This is a genomic window from Actinosynnema sp. ALI-1.44, assembly GCF_001984155.1.
In the GTDB taxonomy this organism is placed as follows: domain Bacteria; phylum Actinomycetota; class Actinomycetes; order Mycobacteriales; family Pseudonocardiaceae; genus Kibdelosporangium.
The window spans coordinates 262,234-284,229 of the sequence record NZ_MTQO01000053.1 but is presented as its reverse complement, the minus strand read 5'-3'; the positions used below and the strand labels follow the sequence as shown (position 1 = coordinate 284,229).

The following is a 21,996-nucleotide window of genomic DNA, read 5'->3' as shown; positions in this document are numbered from 1 at the left end:
GACGAACGAGGTGGCGCATGCACTCGGAGGAACCGGAGGGCAATCAGCTGGTGCCCTCGAAGGGCCAGAATCTCGACCCGCACCTGAAGCGCTACGCGGCGCGTGCGGAAGGGATGACCGCGTCGGAGGTACGAGCGCTCTTCGCGGTCGCGAGCAGGCCAGAGGTCGTCTCGCTGGCAGGGGGCATGCCCAACCTCGCGGCGCTGCCGCTCGACTCCATCGCGAGCGAGGTCGCCGGACTGATCACCTCGGACGGGCTCGTCGCACTGCAGTACGGCTCCGCGCACGGTGTTCCAGGGCTGCGTGAGCAGATCTGCGAGGTGATGGCGATCGAGGGGATCACCGGACATCCGGACGACATCGTCGTCACCGTCGGCTCCCAGATGGCGCTCGACCTGGTCACCCGGATCTTCTGCGACCCCGGCGACGTCGTGATCGCCGAGGGGCCGTCCTATGTCGGTGCACTGGGGACGTTCGCCTCGTACCAGGCGCGTGTCGTGCACGTCGAGACGGACTCGGACGGCTTGGTCCCCGAGGCGCTGCGCCAGGCGCTCGCCGCGGCGGCCGAACAGGGCCAACGGGTGAAGTTCCTGTACACGATCCCGAACTTCCACAACCCGGCGGGCGTCACGCTGGCGGTGTCGCGCCGCGCGAAGATCCTGGAGATCTGCCGCCAGGCCGGCGTGCTGGTGATCGAGGACAACCCGTACGGGCTGCTTGGCTTCGACGGCCAGACGTACCCGGCGCTGCGCTCGATGGACCCGGACAACGTGATCTACCTCGGGTCGTTCTCCAAGACGTTCGCCTCCGGCCTGCGGGTGGGCTGGGCGCTCGCGCCGCACGCTGTGCGGGAGAAGCTCGTCCTCGCGGCGGAAGCGGCCGTGTTGTCACCGCCCGTGCTGTCGCAGCTGATCGTGTCGCGCTACCTCGCCACGCACGACTGGAAGGGCCAGATCAAGTCCTTCCAGACGATGTACCGCGAGCGCCGCGACGCGCTGCTGACGTCGCTGGACCAGCACATGCCGGTCGGCTGTACGTGGACCAAGCCGGATGGCGGCTTCTTCGTCTGGATGACCGTGCCGGAGGGCATCGACACCAAGGCGATGCAGCCGCGAGCGGTCACCGCACGGGTCGCGTACGTGCCCGGCATCGGCTTCTACGCGGACGGGTTCGGCTCCCGGCAGATGCGCCTGTCGTTCTGCTACCCGACGCCGGAACGGATCCGTGAGGGTGTCCGGCGGCTGTCCGTCGTGCTGGAGCAGGAGATGGAACTGCTGCGCACGTTCGGCCCCGCGTCCCGGCGGATCGCGTCCGGTCCGCAGACCCCGAGCCCGGACACTGCATAATCCGGGAGTGTCAGATCGAACTGTTGCCGTCCTGTCCGGCGGGCTTTCGCATGAGCGTGATGTTTCCCTTCGGTCGGGGCGGCGACTGTCGACCGCCCTGCGCTCGGTCGGCCTGACCGTCGACGAGTGGGACACCGACGGCTCCCTGCTGACGAAGCTCAGCGTCCAGCAGCCGGACGCGGTCGTGATCGCGTTGCACGGTGGTGAAGGGGAGAACGGCTCCGTCCAGACCGTCCTGGAAATGCTCGGCCTGCCGTTCGTCGGCGCGGACTCGCACGCGTGCCGCCGTGCCTGGGACAAGCCGACCGCCAAGGCCGAGCTCTCGCGCGCCGGGCTGCTGACGCCGGACTGGGTCGTGCTGCCGCACAGCACCTTCCGGGAGCTGGGCGCGCAGGCGGTGCTCGACGCGATGGTGGCCAGGCTCGGCCTGCCGCTGATGCTCAAGCCCGATCAGGGTGGGTCGGCGCTCGGCGCTCAGGTCGTGCGTGACGCGGCCGAGCTGCCCGCCGCGATGGTCAACTGCCTGGCATACGGCGAGACGGTGTTGGCCGAGCAGTTCATCTCCGGTGTCGAGGTCGCGGTGACTGTTGTCGACAGTGCCGACGGACCGGTGGCCCTGCCCGCAGTGGAGATCGTTCCCGAGAGCGGCGTCTACGACTACACCTCCCGGTACACGGCAGGCTTCACCAACTTCCACACCCCGGCTCGGCTGTCGGCGAAGACGGCGGGCGAGGTCGCCGAGTTGGCCGTGTCCGCGCACCGTTTACTCGGTCTGCGTGATGTGTCACGGACCGACGCGATAGTCGACGACGACGGCTCGATCTACTTCCTCGAAGTGAACGTGTCACCCGGGCTCACTGAGACGTCGCTCCTGCCGATGGCGACCGAGGCTGCCGGGCGGTCGCTCGGTGGGATCTATGCCGAACTGGTCGACCGCGCCATCGCTCGCGCTTGACCGCCGGGCCGACATCGCCACTGCGGCGGTGATTCACGTGAAACATGCGGCCCCGATCCTCGGACAGCAAAGAGCCCCGGCACCCGCCGGGGCTTTCTTATGCGCCGGGCGACCGAGCCGAGACTCGATCGATGCCTCCACTGAATCGGACAAATCGGAATCATCACCGTGACGCAATGGCCTGGGGTGGTTACACGTCCTGGGAACGAATCCCTTTTGTCCCATTTTCGTTGATGATGTCAATGATCCGTTCAAGATCGTCAACCGACCCGAACTCGACCACAATCCGGCCTTTGCGCTGCCCCAGTTCGACCTTCACCCGGGTGTCGAACTTGTCGGAGAGCCGCTCGGCCAGATCCTGAAGCCCGGGGGCGTGCATCGGTTTACGCGGAGCGGCCTTCGGCTTCGCCGGTTGGTCGTGCTTGGCGAGAGTCACCGCTTCCTCGGTCGCACGGACCGACATGCCCTCCTTGACGATCTGTGCCGCGAGCGCCTCCTGCCGCTCCGGGTCCTCCAATCCGAGCAACGCGCGGGCGTGCCCGGCGGACAAGATGCCCGCCGCGACCCGACGCTGCACGGGGAGGGGAAGCTTCAGCAGCCGGATCGTGTTCGTGATGACCGGGCGGCTGCGCCCGATCCGGGACGCGAGTTCCTCGTGCGTCACCTCGAACTCGTCGAGCAGCTGCTGGTACGCCGCCGCCTCTTCGAGCGGGTTGAGCTGAACCCGGTGGATGTTCTCCAGCAGGGCGTCCCGCAGCATCGCGTCGTCCGCGGTCTGCCGGACGATCGCCGGGATCTTCTCGAGCTCGGCCTGCTGCGACGCGCGCAGTCGCCGTTCACCCATCACCAGCTCGTACGAGCCGCCGCCGAGATCGCGGACCACGATCGGCTGCATCAACCCGAACTCGCGGATCGAGTGCTCCAACTCGGCCAGCGCGTCCTCGTCGAAGACCTGACGCGGTTGCTTCGGGTTGGGCTTGATCGCCGAGGTGGGGATCTCGCGGTACACCGCACCGGCGACCTCACCGCCGGGCTCGGGCGGGGGAGCGCCGCGAGTCGGGACGGGACGCCGGGGCACGGCCGGAGCGGCCGCGTCGGCTTCGGGACCGCTGGGGATCAGGGCGGCCAGGCCTCGGCCAAGGCCGCCCTTCCGTGCCGGAGGGGCCGATTCCGGCTTGCTCATTGCGCCGCACCCCGCTCAGCGAGTTCGCGGGACGCGTCGAGATAGCTCATGGCACCTCGTGAACCCGGGTCGTAGGCGAGCACGGTCTGCCCGAAACTCGGCGCCTCGGAGACCTTTACGTTCCGGGGGATGACCGTCTGCAGGACCACGTCGCCGAAGTGCTGCCGCACCTCCGCGCTCACCTGGTCGGCGAGCTTCGTCCGGCCGTCGTACATCGTCAGCAGGATCGTGGACAGGTCCAGATCCGGGTTGAGGTGCTTCTGCACCAGATCGATGTTCTTCAGCAGCTGGCTCAGACCTTCCAGTGCGTAGTACTCGCACTGGATCGGGATCAGGACCTCCTGCGCGGCGACCATGGCGTTCACCGTGAGCAGGCCGAGCGACGGCGGGCAGTCGATGAAGACGTAGTCCGGGCCGAGTTCGTTGAACGCTTCGTCGGTCAGCGCGGCCTTGAGCCGCGACTCGCGTCCGTGCATCTCGACCAGTTCGATCTCCGCACCAGCGAGGTCTATGGTCGCCGGCACGCACCACAGGTTCGGCGACTGGTCGCTGACCTGAGACGCGTCCTTCAGCGACACCTCGCCGATCAGCACCTCGTAGATGGACGGTGTGCCGGAGCGGCGGTCGACCCCGAGTGCCGTGCTGGCGTTGCCCTGCGGGTCGAGGTCGATGACGAGCACGTTGAGTCCGTGCATCGCGAGACCGGCGGCGAGGTTCACCGCGCTGGTCGTCTTGCCGACGCCTCCTTTCTGGTTGGCAATGGTGAAGACGCGGCGGTGCGACGGCTTCGGGAACTGCTTGTCGGGGTGCAACAGCTTGGCCGCGCGCTCAGCCTCTTCGGCGATCGGCGTCCAGTTGACCGCGCCCGTCGGCGTCGGATGGCTCACGAGTGGCTGCACCTCCCCGGCGCCCACGGCACCGTCTCAAGTTTCACGTGGAACATGCTCGGTCCGATCCTTCCTTATCGCCGCTTGCGGCTGCGCCCGGCAGCCGGTTCGGCGCGCCGCACAACCACAACGGTCGTGGGCTCGTCGAGGAACCCACCACCACACGTCCGTACTTCCGGGTCCACGCCGCCCGCGCGAGCGATCTCGGCCCGGTCCCGTTCAATCTCTTCGGCGGCGCTCGATCCCTTGAGCGCGACCAACCGGCCACCGCTCCGAAGCAGGGGAAGACACCAGCCGGCCAGCTTGCCCATCGGCGCCACCGCCCGCGCCGTCACCACGTCTCGGTTGGCCCACGTCCGCCGGACTTCTTTCTCCTCGGCCCGGCCACGGACGACCGTGACATCCAGATCGAGCTTGGCCGCGACCTCTTCGAGCCACGCCACCCGGCGTGCCATGGGCTCCAGCAGAACGATGTCCAGATCCGGCCGGGCGATCGCCAGGGGGATGCCGGGGAACCCGGCGCCCGACCCGACGTCGACGACGGTCGCGCCGTCTGGCACGCACTCCGCGATCGCCACCGAGTTCAGCAGGTGGCGATCCCACAGCCGGTCGACTTCCCGTGGCCCGATCAACCCGCGCTCGACGCCGTGGACCGTCAGCAGTTCGACGAACCGCGTCGCTCGATCTGAACCAGCGCCGAACGCCTGGGACACCACGTCGGTCATGAGCTCCATCCGATGTTCCACGTGAAACCACGTCCGCCCGATTGTCGCCGATCGGCAACCCTCGCCCCACCGGACTCACCGCGTACGAATGGCGGTTTCACGTGAAACACGTGCCGAGTGGAGCCTGGCAAAGCTTCTCACATTCGGCGGGCAAAAAAAGAACGCGGCCCGTCTTATCGACGGACCGCGTCCAAACTCACTCAATGGAGCTAGGGCTTCGGGAAAATCACCACGCGGCGGCGGGGATCCTCGCCCTCACTCTCGCTGTGCACGCCGTCGACCTCAGCCACCGCGTCGTGCACGACCTTGCGCTCGAAGGGGGTCATCGGCTGGAGCCGAACCTTCTCGCCGGAGCTCACCACCTTCTCCGCACTGGCCTTGCCGAGATCGCGGAGTTCCTCTCGACGCTCGGCGCGCCACCCGGCGATGTCCAGCATCAGCCGGCTGCGCACGCCGGTCTCCTGCTGGACCGCGAGCCGGGTCAGCTCCTGCAGCGCCTCGAGTGCGTTGCCGCGCGGACCGACCAGCTTCTCCAGGTCGTCGCCACCGTCGATGCTGACGATGGCCCGGCCCGCTTCGACGTCGAGATCGATATCGCCGTCGAAGTCGAGCAGGTCGAGCAGGCGCTCCAAGTAGTCCCCGGCGATGTCGCCCTCTTGGACGAGCAACTCCTCACCGGTGGGACCGGACCGCGCGGGCTTCTCCTCGGCGGCGTCTTTGTCGACCTGCCCGCCCTCGGCCCCGAGGTCGGTGTCGGCTGCCGTCACGGTGTCTCCTCTCCAGGCTCGGATGGCGTCACGAACGCTTCCGGCCTGACTTCTTGCTGCGGGATCGGTCCGAGATCAGACCGGGAATTTCGGTGCCGCCGTTGGAGGAGGTGTTCCCCGAGGCAGGCTTCTTCTGGTTGGCCGGGCGCACGGACGGCTGCTTGGCCGGCCACTTCTTGTCCGGCTTGGCCTTGCCCGACGTCGAGGGGGTCGACTCCTCGGCATCCGCGGCCATGTCGGCGGGCAGCTTCGGCGGCGTGGGGCGCTTCTTCGGCTGGGTCGGCTTCTGGCCGACCTTCGGGCCGAGGTTGGTGCGCTTCTCCTGCGCCTGGACCTTCTGCTCTTCTTCCTCGCGGTCGATCTTCTTGTAGATCAGCCACTGCTGGCCCAGCGTCCAGATGTTGTTGCTCAGCCAGTAGATCAACAGACCGATGGGGAAGAACGCACCGAACACGAGCACACCGAGCGGGAACACCCAGAGGGTGATCTTGTTCATGATGCCGGTCTGCGCGGTGGCGGTGGTCGGGTTCTGCCGAGCCACGTTGTGCTTCGCCGTGAAGTGGGTGGCGACGGAGGCGATCACCATCAGCGGAGCCGACACGAAGATGACGGACTGGAGGTTGCCGCCGAGGTCGGTCATCTCCTTGCTCGCCTGCGCGATGTAGTTCGACAGGCGGGCGCCGAACAGGTTCGCGTGCAGGTACGACGAGACCTCGTCCGCACCGAAGTAGTAGTTGCCGGACGCGCCCGGCGTGAAGCCGCGGAGCACGTTGTTCAGACCGAAGAAGACCGGGATCTGCAGCAGCATCGGCAGGCAACTGCCCAGCGGGTTGACGCCGTGCTGCGACTGCAGCTTCTGCATCTCCTGCGCCAGCTTCTGCCGGTCGTTCTTGTACTTCGCCTGCAGCTTCTTGATCTCAGGTGCGAACTCCTGCATCTTGCGCATGGAGCGGACCTGCTTGACGAACGGCTTGATCAGGATCGCGCGGACGGTGAACGTCAGGAAGACGATTCCCAGCAACCAGGCGACGCCGCTGGTCGGGCCGAAGACGGCACCGAAGACCTTGTGCCAACACCAGAGGATGAAGGACACCGGGTAGTTGATGAAATCGAGCACGGAACTACTCCTCGGCGGAACTGTGGTGAGCCGGGGTCCCGGACGGCTTGCGCCGGGGGCGACGGGGTGGCACGGGGTCGATTCCCCCGTTGCTCCAGGGATTGCACCGCAGCAACCGCCAGACTGCGAGCCACAATCCCTTGATGGCGCCGTGGGTCTTCAGTGCCTCCACGGCGTACGTGCTGCAGCTGGGGTAGTAGCGGCAGGTGGGTGGGAGCAGCGGCGAGATCACCTTGCGGTACACGTGGATGGGAAGCAGCAGAACCCACGCGACAGGCCCGGTCCGGCGTGGCGCGCCGTCCGTGTTCTCGTCAGGGGATTCAGTCACTGTTCCACCGCCAGCTTCAGCCGCCGGACAGCCGCGTCGAAATCCTGGGCGAGTTCCGCGCTCGACGCGGAGGCTGCCGGCGCTAGCGCCCGGACAACCAACGTGCTGCCAGGGGCGAGAGTTCCGAGCCGGTCGGCCACAAGGTGGCGCAGCCTGCGGGTGACCCGGTGGCGAACCACCGAGTTGCCCACCGCCTTGCTCACAACGAAGCCAACCCGGACGGGGTTTCCCGTCCGGGTCAGCGTGGTCTCAGTTGTCGGCTGCGTCGCCCGCACCGCGTGTACGACGAGCCGGGATCGCCCGGCTCGTCGACCTTGCCGGGTCACTCGGGCGAAGTCGCCACTACGCGTGAGCCGGGCGGTCGCGGGCAGCACGGTGCCGTGCCGCCTGTCAGGCCGACAGTTCGGCGCGGCCCTTGCGGCGACGAGCCGACAGGATGGCCCGGCCCGCACGGGTACGCATCCGCAGCCGGAACCCGTGGGTCCTGGCGCGACGACGGTTGTTCGGCTGGAAGGTGCGCTTGCCCTTGCTCACGGCTTGGTTCTCCCGGTCTGTTCTTGAGGTCCCGTGTCCCCAGCTGGTGGTTGGCCCTCGATGGACCGGTCGCGACGTGGTGTTCCAGCACGGCGTGAATGGGCACGCAGAACACACCCGACGCTAGCGGGAGACCTTTCGAGGGTACGCACCCCGCGTCCGGCGGCAAAATCCGGGTCCGCCTAACCGCGTTCGACCGCGACACGCCGCCACTCGGCGCGCTGGGGACGGGCACGTCTTGTGGGCGAGGGCGGCGCTTGTTAGCGTGCGGCTTCCGGTTTGTCACACGGGGAAGTGGGAGCCTCGCCGTGTCGCGTCCCGCCACTCGGTACGTTGAACCGATAAGGGCTTCGCTGCGCTACGCCGTATCTTCGTGCACAGTTGTGGACAACCCTGTGGATGCCCTGCGGTTCGGGTGACCTCGGGCAGCGGCCACGCCCGCGATTCACAAGTACGAGGGGAGGGGAGCCCGCCAGGTGTCCGAGCACCAGATCAACTTCGGTCTCGTATGGGAGCAAGTCGTCCGGGAGCTGTCTGCCGGGATCCTGTCGCGCCAGCAACAGGCGTGGATGCGGGTGACGAGGCCGATCGGTCTGCTTGACGGAACGGCGCTGCTGGCCGCGCCGAGCGACTTCGCCAAGGAGGCGATCGAGCGCGCGCTGCGCGAACCGATCACCGACGCGCTGTCCCGGAGGCTCGGCCGCGCCATCTCCCTCGCTGTGAAAGTGGACACTGTCGGCTCACCGACCCCGGCCGTGGCGCCACCCGTCCAGCCGGTCGAGCCGGTGGGCGTGAGCGCGCCGATGGCCGCGCCCGGCCCGGTCCCCGTCGCGGAGATCGATCTCGGCACGGACACCGACAGCGACGAGGTCGACGAAGAAGGCGACGCGCTCGCCACGGCGCGGGAAGTCTGGCCGACGTTCAACGGCAAGCAGCCCGCCGCGGTGGGCCAGCCGTTCACCGCACCGGCGCAGCCGCAGACGTCCAAGACCCGGCTGAACGAGAAGTACACGTTCGACACGTTCGTGATCGGCGCCTCCAACCGCTTCGCGCACGCCGCTGCCGTCGCCGTCGCCGAAGCGCCGGCCCGCGCGTACAACCCGCTGTTCATCTGGGGCGAGTCGGGACTGGGCAAGACGCACTTGTTGCACGCGGTCGGGCACTACGCGCAACGGCTGTTCCCCGGCATGCGCGTGCGGTACGTGTCGACTGAGGAATTCACCAACGACTTCATCAACTCGCTGCGCGACGACCGCAAGGTCGCCTTCCAGCGCCGCTACCGGGACATCGACATCCTGCTGGTCGACGACATCCAGTTCCTGGAGGGCAAGGAAGGAACCCAGGAGGAGTTCTTCCACACCTTCAACACGCTGCACAACGCGAACAAGCAGATCGTGGTCTCGAGCGACCGGCCGCCCAAACGGCTGGAAACCCTGGAAGACCGGCTGCGCACCCGCTTCGAGTGGGGCCTGATCACCGACATCCAGCCGCCCGAGCTGGAGACCCGCATCGCGATCCTCCGCAAGAAGGCGGCACAGGACCGGCTGAACGTCCCCGCCGAGGTGCTGGAGTTCATCGCGGCCCGGATCGAGGCCAACATCCGGGAGCTCGAGGGCGCGCTGATCCGCGTCACGGCGTTCGCGTCGCTCAACCGCCAACCGGTCGACCTGGGTCTCACCGAGATCGTCCTGCGCGACCTGATCCCGGACTCGCAGGTCCCGGAGATCAGCGCCCCGACGATCATGGCGGTGACCGCGGAGTTCTTCGGAGTGACGATCGAGGACCTCTGCGGGCCTGGCAAGACGAAGGCGCTGGCGCAGTCGAGGCAGATCTCGATGTACCTGTGCCGGGAGCTGACCGACCTGTCCCTGCCGAAGATCGGCCAGACCTTCGGCGGCCGCGACCACACCACCGTGATGCACGCGGAGAAGAAGATCCGCAAGGAGATGGCCGAGCGCCGCCGGACCTACGACCAGGTCCAGGAACTCACCTCCCGGATCAAGCAGCGCGCCCGCGGCTGAACACCCCCGCCAACGGGCAGGCCACGCGCCTGCCCGTTTCGCATGGCCGGAACAGCCATGGCCGGCCTCTGCTCCGTCCGGGGGTGACCGGTCCGCTCCGCCCCGCCTGTCGCGACCTTTTCTGGCGCCGTCCCTGAGCCCAGCCACCCACCCAGAAAACTCCGCGACCGCTGTCCGGGCCGCGTCCGTTCACCCCACCTCGGCATCCCGCTCCGGTTTCGGCACCCAAGGCCCGGCGCAAACGCTTGCCAGGACTTCGGACGCGCTGCGGCGGTCCGCGATGCTCGGGTGGGGCTCCGACCTCGCCCGGCAGCGTCGACATCTTTCTGGGAAGGGTCCGAGCCTGAGCCACCCCGCTGTCGGAGAAACCTTCCGGTGCACGGCCTGAGGGCCAGGCGGCGCGGCCAGCCGGAACTCCTGGCACCGGGCGCACCCGGCGGCGGCCCGCGCTCCGCCCCATGATCTTCGGCCGATCACCGGCCCGGCCTTAGTCCTTCGGACAGGGGAACTCCGCGACGCCCGCGCCGGGAGGTTTCTGCCGACCCCGGACGCCCCGGCCCACCGGCTCTGCAGAAAGATCGGCTCCGGATCCCACGTCGCACCGCACCGCCTGCCCCGGCTGCCGCCGGTGCGGACGCCGCCGGATCCTTTCTGCCAGGTCGCTCGGCCCAGGTCACTCCCACGTCCAGAAAGCATCGCGCCACGAGCTCCACCGCCGCCTGGGTTTCTCCGCCACCCCTTCGGTCGAGGCGACCACCCCGTCCAGAAAGATCACGACTCGCGGCGCCGACCACTCGGCCGCCCGGAGTCCGGCCCGCCGGACCCGCGGCTTTTCTGCCAGGGCGCCCGGTCCAACTGACCTGGTCTGGGAGAAAACTTCCGGCGTTCGGCCGACACCGCGCCGCCCCGGCCACCTGGAAATCCGGCTCTGGTGGGTCTCGTGGACCGATCGCGGGGCATCCGAGTTATCCACAGGTGTGGACATCGCTGTGGTTGGCTTCGACCAGGCCCGATCGTCGACTCATCCACAGGATCGACCAAGATCATCCACGATTTCGCGACGCCGACGCCCGCTCCGAGCCGCTGTTGTGAAACCGTCGCGCCCGCCGTCGATTCGATCAGCGGTATGCGGCCTGAGCAGGGAAAACCCGAAATCGGCCGACACGGGTCGAGTACGCACCCGGATCTCCGGCCGGGCAGGTGCTCGTCGGTAGGCTCCGCGTGTCCGCGTTGCTCTGACCTGGGCGGAGTCGATGATGCGCGGCGCGCGGGGGCACGGTGCGGATCGCTCGGGCGACGAACTTTTCTGGGGCTGTGGAGAGTTGTCCACAGCCCCAGAAACTGGCCAGAAGGCCCGCCGAGGGCCGCTCGGCATCACCCGACGGGGCGATTCGCGTCACTTCTCGCCATTCACACCCCCTGGGCATGGATCGACCCACATCTGGGGATGAGCCTGTGGACAACTGGCGCATTGTGTGGACGGATGGCGGCCGGTCGAGAGTTGTACACCGCCGATCGGGTCTATCCACCGATCACATCCCGTGGTCTTCCACAGCCGGACGCGGCGCTGGACCTGGGCGGACGGCGTGTATCCACACAACCCACAGGACTTATCTCTGTCACTGTTTTGCTCTCTTCAAGGAATCAACAGAACAAAAACAGGGGGCGTGGATGGCTGAGGACAACTGGCTCCCGACAAAAGCCGACGGGCCAAGCCCCGGATGACGGGACCGCCCGGCACGCCGTACGGTTGGACCCTCTGCACCTCGAGGTGAGTCACTCCGGGGATCAACAGGTCGAGTCTGAAAGGACCTCCATGAAGATCCGCGTCGAGCGCGACGGTCTCGCCGACGCCGTCGCCTGGGTCGCGCGCAGCCTCCCGTCCAGGCCACCCGTCCCCGTCCTTGGCGGTGTTCTGCTTGACGCAGGCTCGCCGGACGCCGAAGGCGAAGCACTGACCATCTCCGGTTTCGACTACGAGGTGTCCGCGACGGTCGGTGTCCCGGCGACGATCGCCGACGGCGGCCGCACCCTCGTGTCCGGACGACTGCTCGCCGACATCACGAAGGCGCTGCCGAACCAGCCGGTCGAGATCGCGGTCGACGGCGCCCGTGTGTCGATCACCTGCGGCAGCGCGCGGTTCAGCCTGCCGACCATGCCGGTCGAGGACTACCCGCAGCTGCCGCCGATGCCGCCGCACGCGGGCGAGCTCGCCGGTGAGGTGTTCGGTCAGGCGGTCGCCCAGGTCGCGATCGCGGCGGGCCGCGACGACACGCTCCCCATGCTGACCGGCGTCCGCGTCGAGATCAGTGGCGAGACGCTCACCCTCGTAGCCACCGACCGGTTCCGGTTGGCGATGCGCGAGTTCACGTGGAAGCCGTCCGGCGACGTCGAGGACGCGGCGGTGCTCGTGCCCGCGCGAACGCTTGCCGACGCGGCCAAGTCGTTGGGCACCGCGGGCAAGACGGTCGAGCTCGCGTTGTCGTCGAGTGACGGCCTGCTCGGTCTGTCGGGTACCGGCCGCCGAGCGACCACCCGCTTGCTCGACGCGGAGTTCCCGCGCTACCGCCAGTTGCTGCCGACCGAGCAGACGTCGAACGCGATCATCGAGGTGTCCCCGCTCGTCGAGGCGATCAAGCGCGTGTCGCTCGTCGCCGAGCGCGGAACCCAGGTCCGGCTCGAGTTCACCGGCGGCGGCCTGAAGCTGTCGGCAGGCGGCGATGACGAAGGCAGCGCCGAGGAAGAGCTGCCCGTGCAGTACGAAGGCGAACCGGTCACCATCGCCTTCAACCCGGGTTACCTGCAGGACGGCCTTGGCGCGTTGCACACCGACCGCGCCGAACTGTCCTTCACGACCCCGAACCGGCCTGCGCTGATCAAGCCGGTCGACGAGAACGGCGAAGTCGTCGCCGGGTACCTGTACTTGCTCATGCCCGTGCGCCTGCCGGGTTGATCCAGGGGAGAACACCGTGCAGCTCGGGCTCGTCGGTCTTGGCCGAATGGGTTTCAACATGCGCGAGCGCCTTCGCAAAGGCGGTCACGACGTAATCGGCTACGACCGCAACCCGGACGTGACCGACGCCGAATCGCTCGCCGATCTGGTCGGCAGGCTCGAGGCGCCGCGCGCGGTCTGGGTGATGGTCCCGGCGGGCGAGCCGACCAGGCAGACCGTCGAGGAGCTCGGATCGCTGCTGTCCCAAGGCGATCTGGTGATCGACGGCGGCAACTCGAAGTACACCGAGGACCAGGCCAACGCCGCGAAGCTCGCCGAGAAGGGCATCCACTACCTGGATGTCGGTGTGTCCGGCGGCGTCTGGGGTCTGGAGAACGGCTACGGCCTGATGGTCGGCGGCACGGCCGAGGACGTCGAGCGGATGCTGCCGATCTTCGACACGCTGCGGCCGGAAGGCCCGCGCGAGGAGGGCTTCGCGCACGCGGGCCCCATCGGTGCGGGGCACTACGCGAAGATGGTGCACAACGGCATCGAGTACGGCTTGATGCAGGCGTACGCCGAAGGCTTCGAACTCCTCGACACCGCCAAGATCGTCGAGGACGTGCCCGCGGTGATCAAGGCGTGGCAGCGCGGAACCGTTGTGCGGTCGTGGTTGCTCGACTTGTTGGTGCGTGCGCTCGACTCCGACCCCGAGCTCGACGACCTGCGCGGCTACGTCGAGGACTCCGGCGAAGGCCGGTGGACGGTGGCCGAGGCGATCGACAACGCGGTTCCGGCGCCGGTCATCTCGGCCGCGCTGTTCGCGCGTTTCGCTTCGCGGCAACCGGATTCGCCCGCGATGCGGGCGGTTGCCTCACTGCGCGCGCAGTTCGGCGGGCACGCGGTGCAGAAAGCCGGACCGAGTTCGGGATCCGGCAGCACGCAGGCGTAGGTGTACGTCCGGCAGCTGCAGGTCGTCGACTTCCGGTCGTGGAAGCAGGCGGACCTGACCTTCGAACCCGGGCCGTGCGTGCTCGTCGGCGCGAACGGCCAGGGCAAGACCAACTTGGTCGAGGCAATCGGTTACACCGCAACGCTTGGCTCGCACCGGGTGTCGGCGGACGCGCCGATGATCCGGCACGGTGCCCAGCGCGCGGTGGTGCGCACCGCGGTCGTCAACGAAGGCCGCGAGCTCACGATCGAACTGGAGATCACGGCGGGCAAAGCGAATCGTGCCCGCGTGAACCGTGGACCCGTGCCCCGGCCCCGTGACGTGCTCGGGATTCTGCGCACTGTGTTGTTCGCGCCGGAGGATCTGGCGTTGGTGCGCGGCGATCCCGGTGAGCGCCGTCGGTTCCTCGACGACTTGCTCGTGTTGCGCGCGCCGAGGTACGCCGGTGTCCGCTCGGACTACGAAAGAGTGTTGCGGCAACGCAACGCGTTGCTCAAGTCGTCCGGTGCCGCGCGTCGTGCCGGGTCGAAAGGCGACATCGCGACGCTGGACGTGTGGGACGGTCACCTCGCGACGCACGGTGGGCAGCTGCTCGCCGCACGGCTCGATCTCGTCGCGGACCTGGCGCCGCATGTACTGGCCGCGTACGCGGGGGTTGCGGGAAGCGATTCCGGTAGCCCCGCGACCATCGCGTACAAGTCGTCGATCGCGGACAACCTCGAACCGGGTTACGGGGTGCACGGTGGTGAGCGCGCTGACCCGGACGCGGTGACGGACTCGTTGCTCGCGGCGATGGCAGCGAACCGGTCGCAGGAACTGGAACGTGGTGTCAGTCTCGTCGGACCGCATCGCGACGAGCTCGAACTGGTCCTGGGGGAGGCTCCCGCCAAGGGGTACGCGAGTCACGGCGAGTCGTGGTCGTACGCGCTGGCCCTTCGGTTGGCGGCCTACGAACTGCTGCGGGCCGAAGGATCCGAGCCGGTGCTCGTGCTGGACGACGTCTTCGCCGAACTGGACCGGCGCCGCCGGTCGCGACTCGCCGAAGTGGCCGCGGCCGCCGAACAGGTCCTGATCACGGCCGCGGTGGCGGAGGATGTGCCCGGCGAGTTGGCCGGGACGAGGTTCTCGGTCGCGGACGGGGAGGTACACCGTGCGGGATGACGATCAGCAACCGAAGATCACCCCTAGTGGTGTGACCGGCCCCACAACTGGGGACAACTCTGTGGATAGTGTGGATAACACAGTGACCACGAGCGGTCTACAGGCGGCTAACTCGGACATTTCGCCCACTGAGCCCCCTCTATCGGGGAATGGCGGAACCGAAGGTGACCGTGTTCTGCGTGGCTCGGACCTCGCCCGTGCGGCGCTGCAGGCGGCCAAGGAAGCGGCCGGGAACAAGCGCAAGGCGCAGTCGGCGAAGGGCAAGGTCCCGCACACCGGGTCACGCAAGCGTCGTCGCTGGTCAGGAGCCGGAGCCGACAGCCGGGATCCGCAGAAATTCGGCGCACTTCTGGGTAAAATCGCAGCTGAACGCGGGTGGAACGGCCAGCTGGCCAACGGCGAGGTGTTCGGCAGGTGGACCGCCATCGTCGGGGCGGAGATCGCCGAGCACGCCAAGCCGCTGACGTTGCGCGACGGCGAGCTGACCGTGCAGGCGTCTTCAACCGCATGGGCGACACAGCTGCGGTTGCTGCAGCGCCAACTGCTGGCGAAGATCGCCAAAGGTGTGGGTGACGGAGTGGTCAAACGACTGAAGGTGCACGGCCCCGCGGCACCCAGCTGGCGGTACGGGCCGAGGCACGTGGCCGGACGTGGGCCACGTGACACTTACGGCTAACCTGAGCGCCTGAACCTGTCTTCCGGCCGGTCGCACCCGCCGAACTTCACGGTATGACGTCTGTGGACAATCTAGAGGTGTCCTAAGGGCGGTTCTGACGAGCTCTACCAGTAGGATGTAGAGGGGATCAGAACCAGGCCCGTCCAGGCCTCGGCGAGACGAGGAGAACCCACGCCCGTGGCAGCCAATGAGAACGGTAAGAGTTACGGCGCCGAGTCCATCTCCGTGCTCAAGGGTCTGGAAGCAGTGCGCCTCCGACCGGGTATGTACATCGGTTCGACCGGCGAGCGAGGCCTGCACCACCTGATCTGGGAGGTCGTGGACAACTCCGTCGACGAGGCGATGGCGGGGTACGCGACCAAGGTCGAGGTCACCCTGCTCGCGGACGGTGGCGTGCGCGTCGTCGACGACGGCCGCGGTATCCCCGTCGCCGAGCAGCCGGAGGAGAAGCGCTCCGCGCTCGAGGTCGTCATGACCGTGCTGCATGCGGGTGGCAAGTTCGACAGCGACAGCTACGCGGTGTCCGGTGGTCTGCACGGTGTCGGTATCTCCGTGGTGAACGCGCTGTCGACACGCCTGGAAGCTGTCGTGAAGCGCGACGGTCACGTGTGGACGCAGAGCTACCGCGACTCCGAGCCGGTCGCACCGATCAACCAGGGCGAGGCGACCGAGAACACCGGGACCTCGATCACCTTCTGGCCGGACCCCCAGATCTTCGAGACGGTCACCTTCAACGCCGAGACAGTGGCCCGACGCCTGCAGGAGATGGCGTTCCTGAACAAGGGCCTGACGATCGTCCTGCGCGACGAACGCGTCTCCGAAGAAGAGGCGGTCGAGGACGCCGAGGGCCAGGCCGCGCGGATCAAGGAGCGGACCTACCACTACCCGGGCGGTCTCGAGGACTTCGTCAAACACATCAACCACACGCGCGAGGCCGTGCACAAGTCGGTCATCGCGTTCGAGGCCAAGGGCACGGGTCTCGAGGTCGAGATCGCGATGCAGTGGAACACCGGCTACTCCGAGTCGGTCTACACCTTCGCCAACACGATCAACACGCCGGAAGGCGGCACGCACGAAGAAGGCTTCCGTGCCGCGCTGACCCGTGTCGTCAATGTGTACGCGCGTGACAAGAAGATGCTCAAGGAGAAGGACACGAACCTCACCGGTGAGGACATCCGCGAGGGTCTCGCCGCGATCGTGTCGATCAAACTCGCCGAGCCGCAGTTCGAGGGCCAGACCAAGCAGAAGCTGGGCAACACCGAGGCGAAGACCTTCGTCCAGCAGACCTGCAACGAGCAGCTCGCGCACTGGTTCGAGAGCAACCCGGCGGACGCGAAGACGATCGTGATGAAGTCGGTTTCCTCGGCGCAGGCCCGGATGGCGGCCCGCAAGGCCAAGGAACTCGTCCGCCGCAAGGGCGCGCTGGACATCGGCGGTCTGCCGGGCAAGCTGAAGGACTGCCGCTCCACCAACCCGGAGGAGTGCGAGATCTACATCGTGGAGGGTGACTCCGCGGGTGGTTCGGCCAAGGAAGGCCGGGACTCGAAGTTCCAGGCGATCCTGCCGATCCGGGGCAAGATCATCAACGTCGAGAAGGCCCGTATCGACCGGGTGCTCAAGAACACCGAGGTCCAGTCGCTGATCACCGCGATGGGCACCGGCATCTACGACGAGTTCGACCTGTCGAAGCTGCGCTACCACAAGATCGTGCTGATGGCCGACGCCGACGTGGACGGCCAGCACATCCGCACCCTGCTGCTCACGTTCCTGTTCCGGTTCATGCGACCGTTGATCGAAGCCGGTCACGTGTACCTCGCGCAGCCGCCGCTCTACAAGATCAAGTGGCAGCGGGGTGTCGAGCCGGAGTACGCCTACTCCGACCGCGAGCGCGACGGCTTGATCGAGCAGGGCCTCGCTGCGGGCAAGAAGCTCGGCAAGGACGACAACATCCAGCGCTACAAGGGTCTCGGCGAGATGAACGCCGACGAGCTGTGGGAGACCACGATGGACCCGGCGCACCGGATTCTGATCCAGGTCACCCTGGACGACGCGGCGACCGCGGATGAGCTGTTCAGCGTGCTGATGGGTGAGGACGTGGAAGCCCGCCGGTCCTTCATCACCCGCAACGCCAAGGGCGTGCGGTTCCTGGACGTCTGATCCGTCCACAGCAGACCTTCACACCGGGTAGCCAGAGAGAAGAGCCGTGACAGAGACGACGCTGCCGCCGGAGCGGGACCGCATCGAGCCGCGTGACATCCAGCAGGAGATGCAGAACTCCTACGTCGACTACGCGATGAGCGTGATCGTCGGCCGAGCGCTGCCTGACGTGCGCGACGGTTTGAAGCCGGTGCACGTCCGCGTTCTGTATTCCATGTACGACTCGGGTTTCCGTCCGGACCGCGGGTACGTGAAGTGCTCGCGCGTCGTCGGCGACGTGATGGGTAACTACCACCCGCACGGTGACTCGGCCATCTACGACACCCTGGTCCGCATGGCCCAGAGCTGGGCGCTGCGCTACCCGCTGGTCGACGGCCAAGGCAACTTCGGCTCGCCTGGCAACGATCCGGCTGCCGCGATGAGATATACAGAAGCGCGTCTGACTCCGTTGGCCATGCACATGCTGGCCGACATCGAGGAAGACACCGTCGACTTCCGCGACAACTACGACGGTCGGACGCGGGAACCCGTTGTCCTGCCGTCACGTGTGCCGAACCTGTTGATCAACGGCAGTTCCGGTATCGCGGTCGGCATGGCGACCAACATCCCGCCGCACAACCTCCGTGAGGTCGCGGACGGCGTCGTGTGGGCGTTGGAGAACTGGGAAGCCTCGGAAGACGAGACCCTGGCCGCCCTGCTGACCCGCATCAAGGGGCCGGATTTCCCCACGCACGGCCTGATTCTCGGCACGTCCGGGATCGAGGACGCGTACCGCACCGGCCGCGGCTCGGTCCGGATGCGCGCCGTCGTCGAGGTCGAAGAGGACGCCAAGGGCCGCACGATCCTCGTCGTCACCGAACTGCCGTACCAGGTCAACCCGGACAACCTGATCGAGAACATGGCCGCGCTCGTCCGGGACGGCAAGATCGTCGGCATCTCGGAGATCGCCGACGAGTCCAACAAGCGATCCGGCATGCGGATCGTGATCACGCTCAAGCGTGACGCGGTCGCCAAGGTCGTGGTGAACAACCTGTACAAGCACACCCAGCTGCAGCACAACTTCGGCGTGAACATGCTGGCACTGGTCGACGGCGTGCCGCGCACGCTGCGCCTCGACCAGATCGTGCGGCACTACGTCAAGCACCAGGTCGAGGTCATCGTCCGGCGTACCCGTTTCCGCCTGCGCAAGGCCGAGGAGCGGGCGCACATCCTGCGCGGTTACGTCAAGGCGCTGGACATGCTCGACGAGGTGATCGCCCTGATCCGGCGGTCGCAGTCGACCGAGGAGGCCCGCAACGGCCTGATCGCGTTGCTCGACATCGACGAGATCCAGGCGACCGCCATCCTCGACCTGCAGCTGCGCAGGCTGTCGGCGATGGAACGCCAGAAGATCATCGACGAGCTGGCCGAGATCGAGCGCTACATCGCCGACCTGCAGGACATCCTGGACAAGCCGGAGCGCCAGCGCAACATCGTGCGCGACGAGCTGATGGAGATCGTCGAGAAGCACGGCGACGACCGGCGCACCAAGATCATCCCGTTCGACGGCGACGTCTCGGTCGAGGACCTGATCGCGGTCGAGGACGTCGTCGTGACGATCACGCGGACCGGCTACGCGAAGCGCACCAAGACGGACCTGTACCGCGCGCAGAAGCGCGGCGGCAAGGGCGTGCAGGGCGCGGGCCTGAAGCAGGACGACATCGTGGCGCACTTCTTCGTGTGCTCGACCCACGACTGGATCCTGTTCTTCACCAACAAGGGCCGGGTCTACCGGGCCAAGGCGTACGAGCTGCCCGAGGCCAGCCGCAACGCGCGCGGCCAGCACGTGGCCAACCTGCTGGAGTTCCAGCCGGAAGAGCACATCGCCCAGGTCATCCAGATCAAGGACTACCAGGTCGCGCCGTACCTCGTGCTCGCGACCAAGGACGGCCTGGTCAAGAAGAGCAAGCTGTCCGACTTCGACTCCAACCGCAGCGGTGGCCTGATCGGCATCAACCTGCGCGAAGGGGACGAACTGGTCGGCGCGGTGCTCTGCTCGTCCGACGACGACCTGCTGCTCGTGTCCGCTGGCGGCCAGTCGATCAGGTTCCACGCCTCCGACGAGGCGCTGCGGCCGATGGGCCGCGCCACGTCCGGTGTGCTCGGAATGCGCTTCAACTCCGGTGACGAGCTACTGACTCTCGGCGTTGTGAGGGAAGGCACATTCGTGCTGGTCGCCACGGACGGCGGGTACGCGAAGCGCACGCCGATCGAGGATTACTCGGTGCAGGGCCGCGGCGGCAAGGGTGTGTTGACCATCCAGCACGACAGCAGGCGTGGCAGGCTGGTAGGAGCTCTCATCGTCGAAGCACAAGATGAGATCTTCGCCATCACGTCGGCGGGTGGGGTCATCCGCACCTCCGCCGGCCAGGTCCGCAAAGCGGGACGGCAGACCAAGGGCGTCCGGCTGATGAACATCGGCGAGGGCACCCTGCTGGTGGCGATCGCCCGCAGCGCCGAGGACACGTCCAATGGTGAGGCCACCGGCGAGGAAACGGCCGAGGAGACAACCACAGACCCATCCGGCGCGTCAACGGAACAGCCCGCAGACTAGGTGAAGCGCGGGACACCGCCGACGAGGAGACGAGGATCAGCTCGTGACACCCCCCGAGGGAACGGACAAGACGCAGGATGTGAACGTCGACCCGACGTCCACGGTGTCCACGGCTAACCGTTCAGAGCCGGCCACACAGCCGGGGCAGGAGCCCAACGGGCAGGGTGAGAAGACCGAGACCACCATCAAACACCCGGTGGTGGCCGAGGAGGACACGAACGGCGCGCCGCCGCCATGGCAGCGCGTCACCAGTGACGCCCAGTACCCGGACCCGGAACCGGAACCCGAACCGGTGGCGGATCCGGCACCACCGGCGCAGCCCTCGGACCAGTCGACCAGGCCGAGCCTGGTCGACGAGAAGACCGTGAACATGCCGCGCCCGGTCGTGACCGGGACGGCGGCACCGCGGGCACTCGGCGAGTACCCGCCGGTCGGTCTGCACCAGACCGGGCCGCAACCGGCACCGGGAGCACCGGCCAGGACCACTGTGAACCTCGGCACATCGAACAGTGCGGTGCCGGGCATGGCAGGAGCGACACAACGCGCGGGCACGGCTCCGCCCAGCGCACTGCGCCGTCCGGGCCGTGGCCCCCGTCGGGCGAACCTGCAGATCAAGCGCTTCGACCCGTGGTCGGTGCTGAAGCTGTCGCTGGTGCTCGGCGTGGCGCTGTTCTTCGTCTGGCTGGTGGCAGTCGGTGTGCTGTACGCGGTGCTGGACGGCATGGGCGTCTGGGACAAGGTCAACGGCACGGCCAACGAGCTGTTCTCGGCCAACGCGAACAACGCGGCGGAACCCCTGATCAGCGCGGGCCGGGTGTTCGGTGTCGCGGCGATCATCGGTGCGGTGAACATCGTGCTGTTCAGCGCGTTGGCCACCGTCGCGGCGTTCGTCTACAACGTCTCCGCCGACCTCGCGGGCGGCCTGGAGGTCACGTTGGCCGAGCGGGAGTAGCGGAAAGGGGATACCCGTTTTGGGGCGTGGGAAGGCGTGCTGTAGTCTTCTCAACGTTCCCAAGGGCCCATAGCTCAGGCGGTTAGAGCGCTTCGCTGATAACGAAGAGGTCGGAGGTTCAAGTCCTCCTGGGCCCACGATCGATTGGGTGACGTGTGCCGGTAGCGGGGCTACTGGCCTTCATCGATCGTCATAATTTTGGGGGGCCCAGCCCCCACGCCCCCCAGGAAAGATGAGGCGCTGCGCGCCAGGGCTTGGGTCGCGTAGTGTGGGGACCTGGGGAAAGAAGAGCATGTGCCTGAAGGAGGCCTGACGTGAAGAAGCTTCTCGGACTGGTGGCTGTTGCAGGTGCCATCTTCCTGGTGGTCCGCCGTAGCCGTTCCGCGAAGGCTGAGGCCGACCTGTGGCGCGAGGCCACCGCGCCGGCGGGCAACAACGGCGCCGCCAAGTAAGACCCATCCCAGCCGGGGGCCCGGGTTCGCGCCTGGGCCACCGGCTCGGAGTCCCACCCGGGGACGTAGCTCAATTGGCAGAGCACTGCCTTTGCAAGGCAGGGGTTAGGGGTTCGATTCCCCTCGTCTCCACGGCCTCGGGCTGACCCTGCTCAGTGCTTCGCACTTTCGCCGGGTCGGCCTCTATTATTTTGGGGGGCCGAGCCCCCCAAGCCCCCCACGGTGCGAGCTCCTCTCGACCCAGCTCCGTTACGTTGG

At 67.5% G+C, this 21,996-nt stretch carries 19 protein-coding genes and 2 tRNA genes; 13 read left to right on the top strand and 8 right to left on the bottom strand.

From position 1 onward, the window contains the following. Nucleotides 1-17: 17 nt before the first annotated feature. Complete coding sequence (locus ALI144C_RS43270) at nt 18-1,346, top strand: aminotransferase-like domain-containing protein (protein WP_076993090.1); 1,329 nt, start codon at nt 18-20, stop codon at nt 1,344-1,346. A 7-nt stretch (nt 1,347-1,353) separates the two neighbouring features. Next, nucleotides 1,354-2,301: a D-alanine--D-alanine ligase family protein gene (locus ALI144C_RS43265; protein ID WP_076993089.1), complete on the top strand. Its 948-nt coding sequence runs from the start codon at nt 1,354-1,356 to the stop codon at nt 2,299-2,301. A 190-nt stretch (nt 2,302-2,491) separates the two neighbouring features. On the opposite strand, the gene ALI144C_RS43260 is transcribed toward ALI144C_RS43265, so the two are convergent. From ALI144C_RS43260 to rpmH, 8 genes are all read right to left on the bottom strand, one after another. Next, nucleotides 2,492-3,484, bottom strand: coding sequence for a ParB/RepB/Spo0J family partition protein (locus ALI144C_RS43260; protein WP_076993088.1), 993 nt, complete (start codon nt 3,482-3,484; stop codon nt 2,492-2,494). After that, nucleotides 3,481-4,383, bottom strand: a complete 903-nt coding sequence (locus ALI144C_RS43255; protein WP_143231287.1) for a ParA family protein — start codon at nt 4,381-4,383, stop codon at nt 3,481-3,483. The genes ALI144C_RS43260 and ALI144C_RS43255 overlap by 4 nt, the downstream gene beginning before the upstream one ends. 62 nt (nt 4,384-4,445) lie before the next feature. Next, a complete protein-coding gene (gene rsmG / locus ALI144C_RS43250) occupies nt 4,446-5,105 on the bottom strand; it encodes a 16S rRNA (guanine(527)-N(7))-methyltransferase RsmG (RefSeq protein ID WP_076993087.1) in 660 nt (219 codons plus the stop codon). Nucleotides 5,106-5,305: 200 nt separating this feature from the next. Continuing rightward, nucleotides 5,306-5,863 (bottom strand): Jag family protein, encoded by a 558-nt coding sequence (locus tag ALI144C_RS43245; RefSeq protein ID WP_076993086.1) that lies wholly within the window; start codon nt 5,861-5,863, stop codon nt 5,306-5,308. 28 nt (nt 5,864-5,891) lie between these two features. Continuing rightward, on the bottom strand, nt 5,892-6,980 hold the full coding sequence (gene yidC / locus ALI144C_RS43240) for a membrane protein insertase YidC (protein ID WP_076993085.1): 1,089 nt from the start codon (nt 6,978-6,980) through the stop codon (nt 5,892-5,894). A gap of 4 nt (nt 6,981-6,984) precedes the next feature. After that, nucleotides 6,985-7,308 (bottom strand): membrane protein insertion efficiency factor YidD, encoded by a 324-nt coding sequence (yidD, locus tag ALI144C_RS43235; protein WP_076993084.1) that lies wholly within the window; start codon nt 7,306-7,308, stop codon nt 6,985-6,987. Further along, on the bottom strand, nt 7,305-7,682 hold the full coding sequence (gene rnpA / locus ALI144C_RS43230) for a ribonuclease P protein component (protein WP_076993083.1): 378 nt from the start codon (nt 7,680-7,682) through the stop codon (nt 7,305-7,307). Before rnpA ends, yidD begins: the two co-directional genes overlap by 4 nt. A gap of 16 nt (nt 7,683-7,698) precedes the next feature. After that, on the bottom strand, nt 7,699-7,842 hold the full coding sequence (gene rpmH, locus ALI144C_RS43225; protein ID WP_042184002.1) for a 50S ribosomal protein L34: 144 nt from the start codon (nt 7,840-7,842) through the stop codon (nt 7,699-7,701). Between the two features lie 476 nt (nt 7,843-8,318). On the opposite strand from rpmH, the gene dnaA reads away from it, so the two are divergent. The 11 genes from dnaA (at nt 8,319) to ALI144C_RS43175 (ending at nt 21,870) form a co-directional block, all read left to right on the top strand. Further along, nucleotides 8,319-9,863 carry a chromosomal replication initiator protein DnaA gene (dnaA, locus tag ALI144C_RS43220; protein ID WP_076993082.1) on the top strand — a complete coding sequence of 515 codons (1,545 nt, stop codon included), beginning with the start codon at nt 8,319-8,321 and terminating at the stop codon, nt 9,861-9,863. A gap of 1,816 nt (nt 9,864-11,679) precedes the next feature. Beyond that, nucleotides 11,680-12,816 (top strand): DNA polymerase III subunit beta, encoded by a 1,137-nt coding sequence (gene dnaN, locus ALI144C_RS43215; protein WP_076993081.1) that lies wholly within the window; start codon nt 11,680-11,682, stop codon nt 12,814-12,816. 16 nt (nt 12,817-12,832) lie between these two features. Further along, nucleotides 12,833-13,747, top strand: coding sequence for a phosphogluconate dehydrogenase (NAD(+)-dependent, decarboxylating) (gnd, locus tag ALI144C_RS43210; protein WP_076993080.1), 915 nt, complete (start codon nt 12,833-12,835; stop codon nt 13,745-13,747). Next, entirely contained in the window at nt 13,748-14,908 is a 1,161-nt protein-coding gene (recF, locus tag ALI144C_RS43205; RefSeq protein ID WP_076993079.1) for a DNA replication/repair protein RecF, read from the top strand. It begins immediately after the preceding gene. Between the two features lie 82 nt (nt 14,909-14,990). Continuing rightward, on the top strand, nt 14,991-15,584 hold the full coding sequence (locus ALI144C_RS43200) for a DciA family protein (protein WP_441297602.1): 594 nt from the start codon (nt 14,991-14,993) through the stop codon (nt 15,582-15,584). A gap of 177 nt (nt 15,585-15,761) precedes the next feature. Further along, nucleotides 15,762-17,741 carry a DNA topoisomerase (ATP-hydrolyzing) subunit B gene (gene gyrB, locus ALI144C_RS43195; RefSeq protein WP_076993078.1) on the top strand — a complete coding sequence of 660 codons (1,980 nt, stop codon included), beginning with the start codon at nt 15,762-15,764 and terminating at the stop codon, nt 17,739-17,741. Nucleotides 17,742-17,787: 46 nt separating this feature from the next. Continuing rightward, nucleotides 17,788-20,334 (top strand): DNA gyrase subunit A, encoded by a 2,547-nt coding sequence (gyrA, locus tag ALI144C_RS43190; RefSeq protein WP_076993077.1) that lies wholly within the window; start codon nt 17,788-17,790, stop codon nt 20,332-20,334. Nucleotides 20,335-20,518: 184 nt separating this feature from the next. Continuing rightward, the gene (locus tag ALI144C_RS56050; protein ID WP_076993693.1) at nt 20,519-21,286 is read left to right on the top strand and encodes a DUF3566 domain-containing protein; all 768 of its coding nucleotides are present in this window, start codon (nt 20,519-20,521) and stop codon (nt 21,284-21,286) included. Between the two features lie 63 nt (nt 21,287-21,349). Continuing rightward, a tRNA-Ile gene (locus ALI144C_RS43180) sits at nt 21,350-21,423 on the top strand. 177 nt (nt 21,424-21,600) lie between these two features. Further along, nucleotides 21,601-21,738, top strand: coding sequence for a DLW-39 family protein (locus ALI144C_RS56045; RefSeq protein WP_168211497.1), 138 nt, complete (start codon nt 21,601-21,603; stop codon nt 21,736-21,738). A 59-nt stretch (nt 21,739-21,797) separates the two neighbouring features. Further along, nucleotides 21,798-21,870 (top strand) — tRNA-Ala (locus tag ALI144C_RS43175). Nucleotides 21,871-21,996 lie beyond the last annotated feature (126 nt).

Excerpts from the sequence above, each read along its gene's own strand:
- ALI144C_RS43270 (WP_076993090.1), top strand. The coding sequence starts at position 18 with ATGCACTCGGAGGAACCGGAGGGCAATCAGCTGGTGCCCTCGAAGGGC.
- ALI144C_RS43260 (WP_076993088.1), bottom strand. The coding sequence starts at position 3,484 with ATGAGCAAGCCGGAATCGGCCCCTCCGGCACGGAAGGGCGGCCTTGGC.
- rsmG (WP_076993087.1), bottom strand. The coding sequence starts at position 5,105 with ATGGAGCTCATGACCGACGTGGTGTCCCAGGCGTTCGGCGCTGGTTCA.
- dnaN (WP_076993081.1), top strand. The coding sequence starts at position 11,680 with ATGAAGATCCGCGTCGAGCGCGACGGTCTCGCCGACGCCGTCGCCTGG.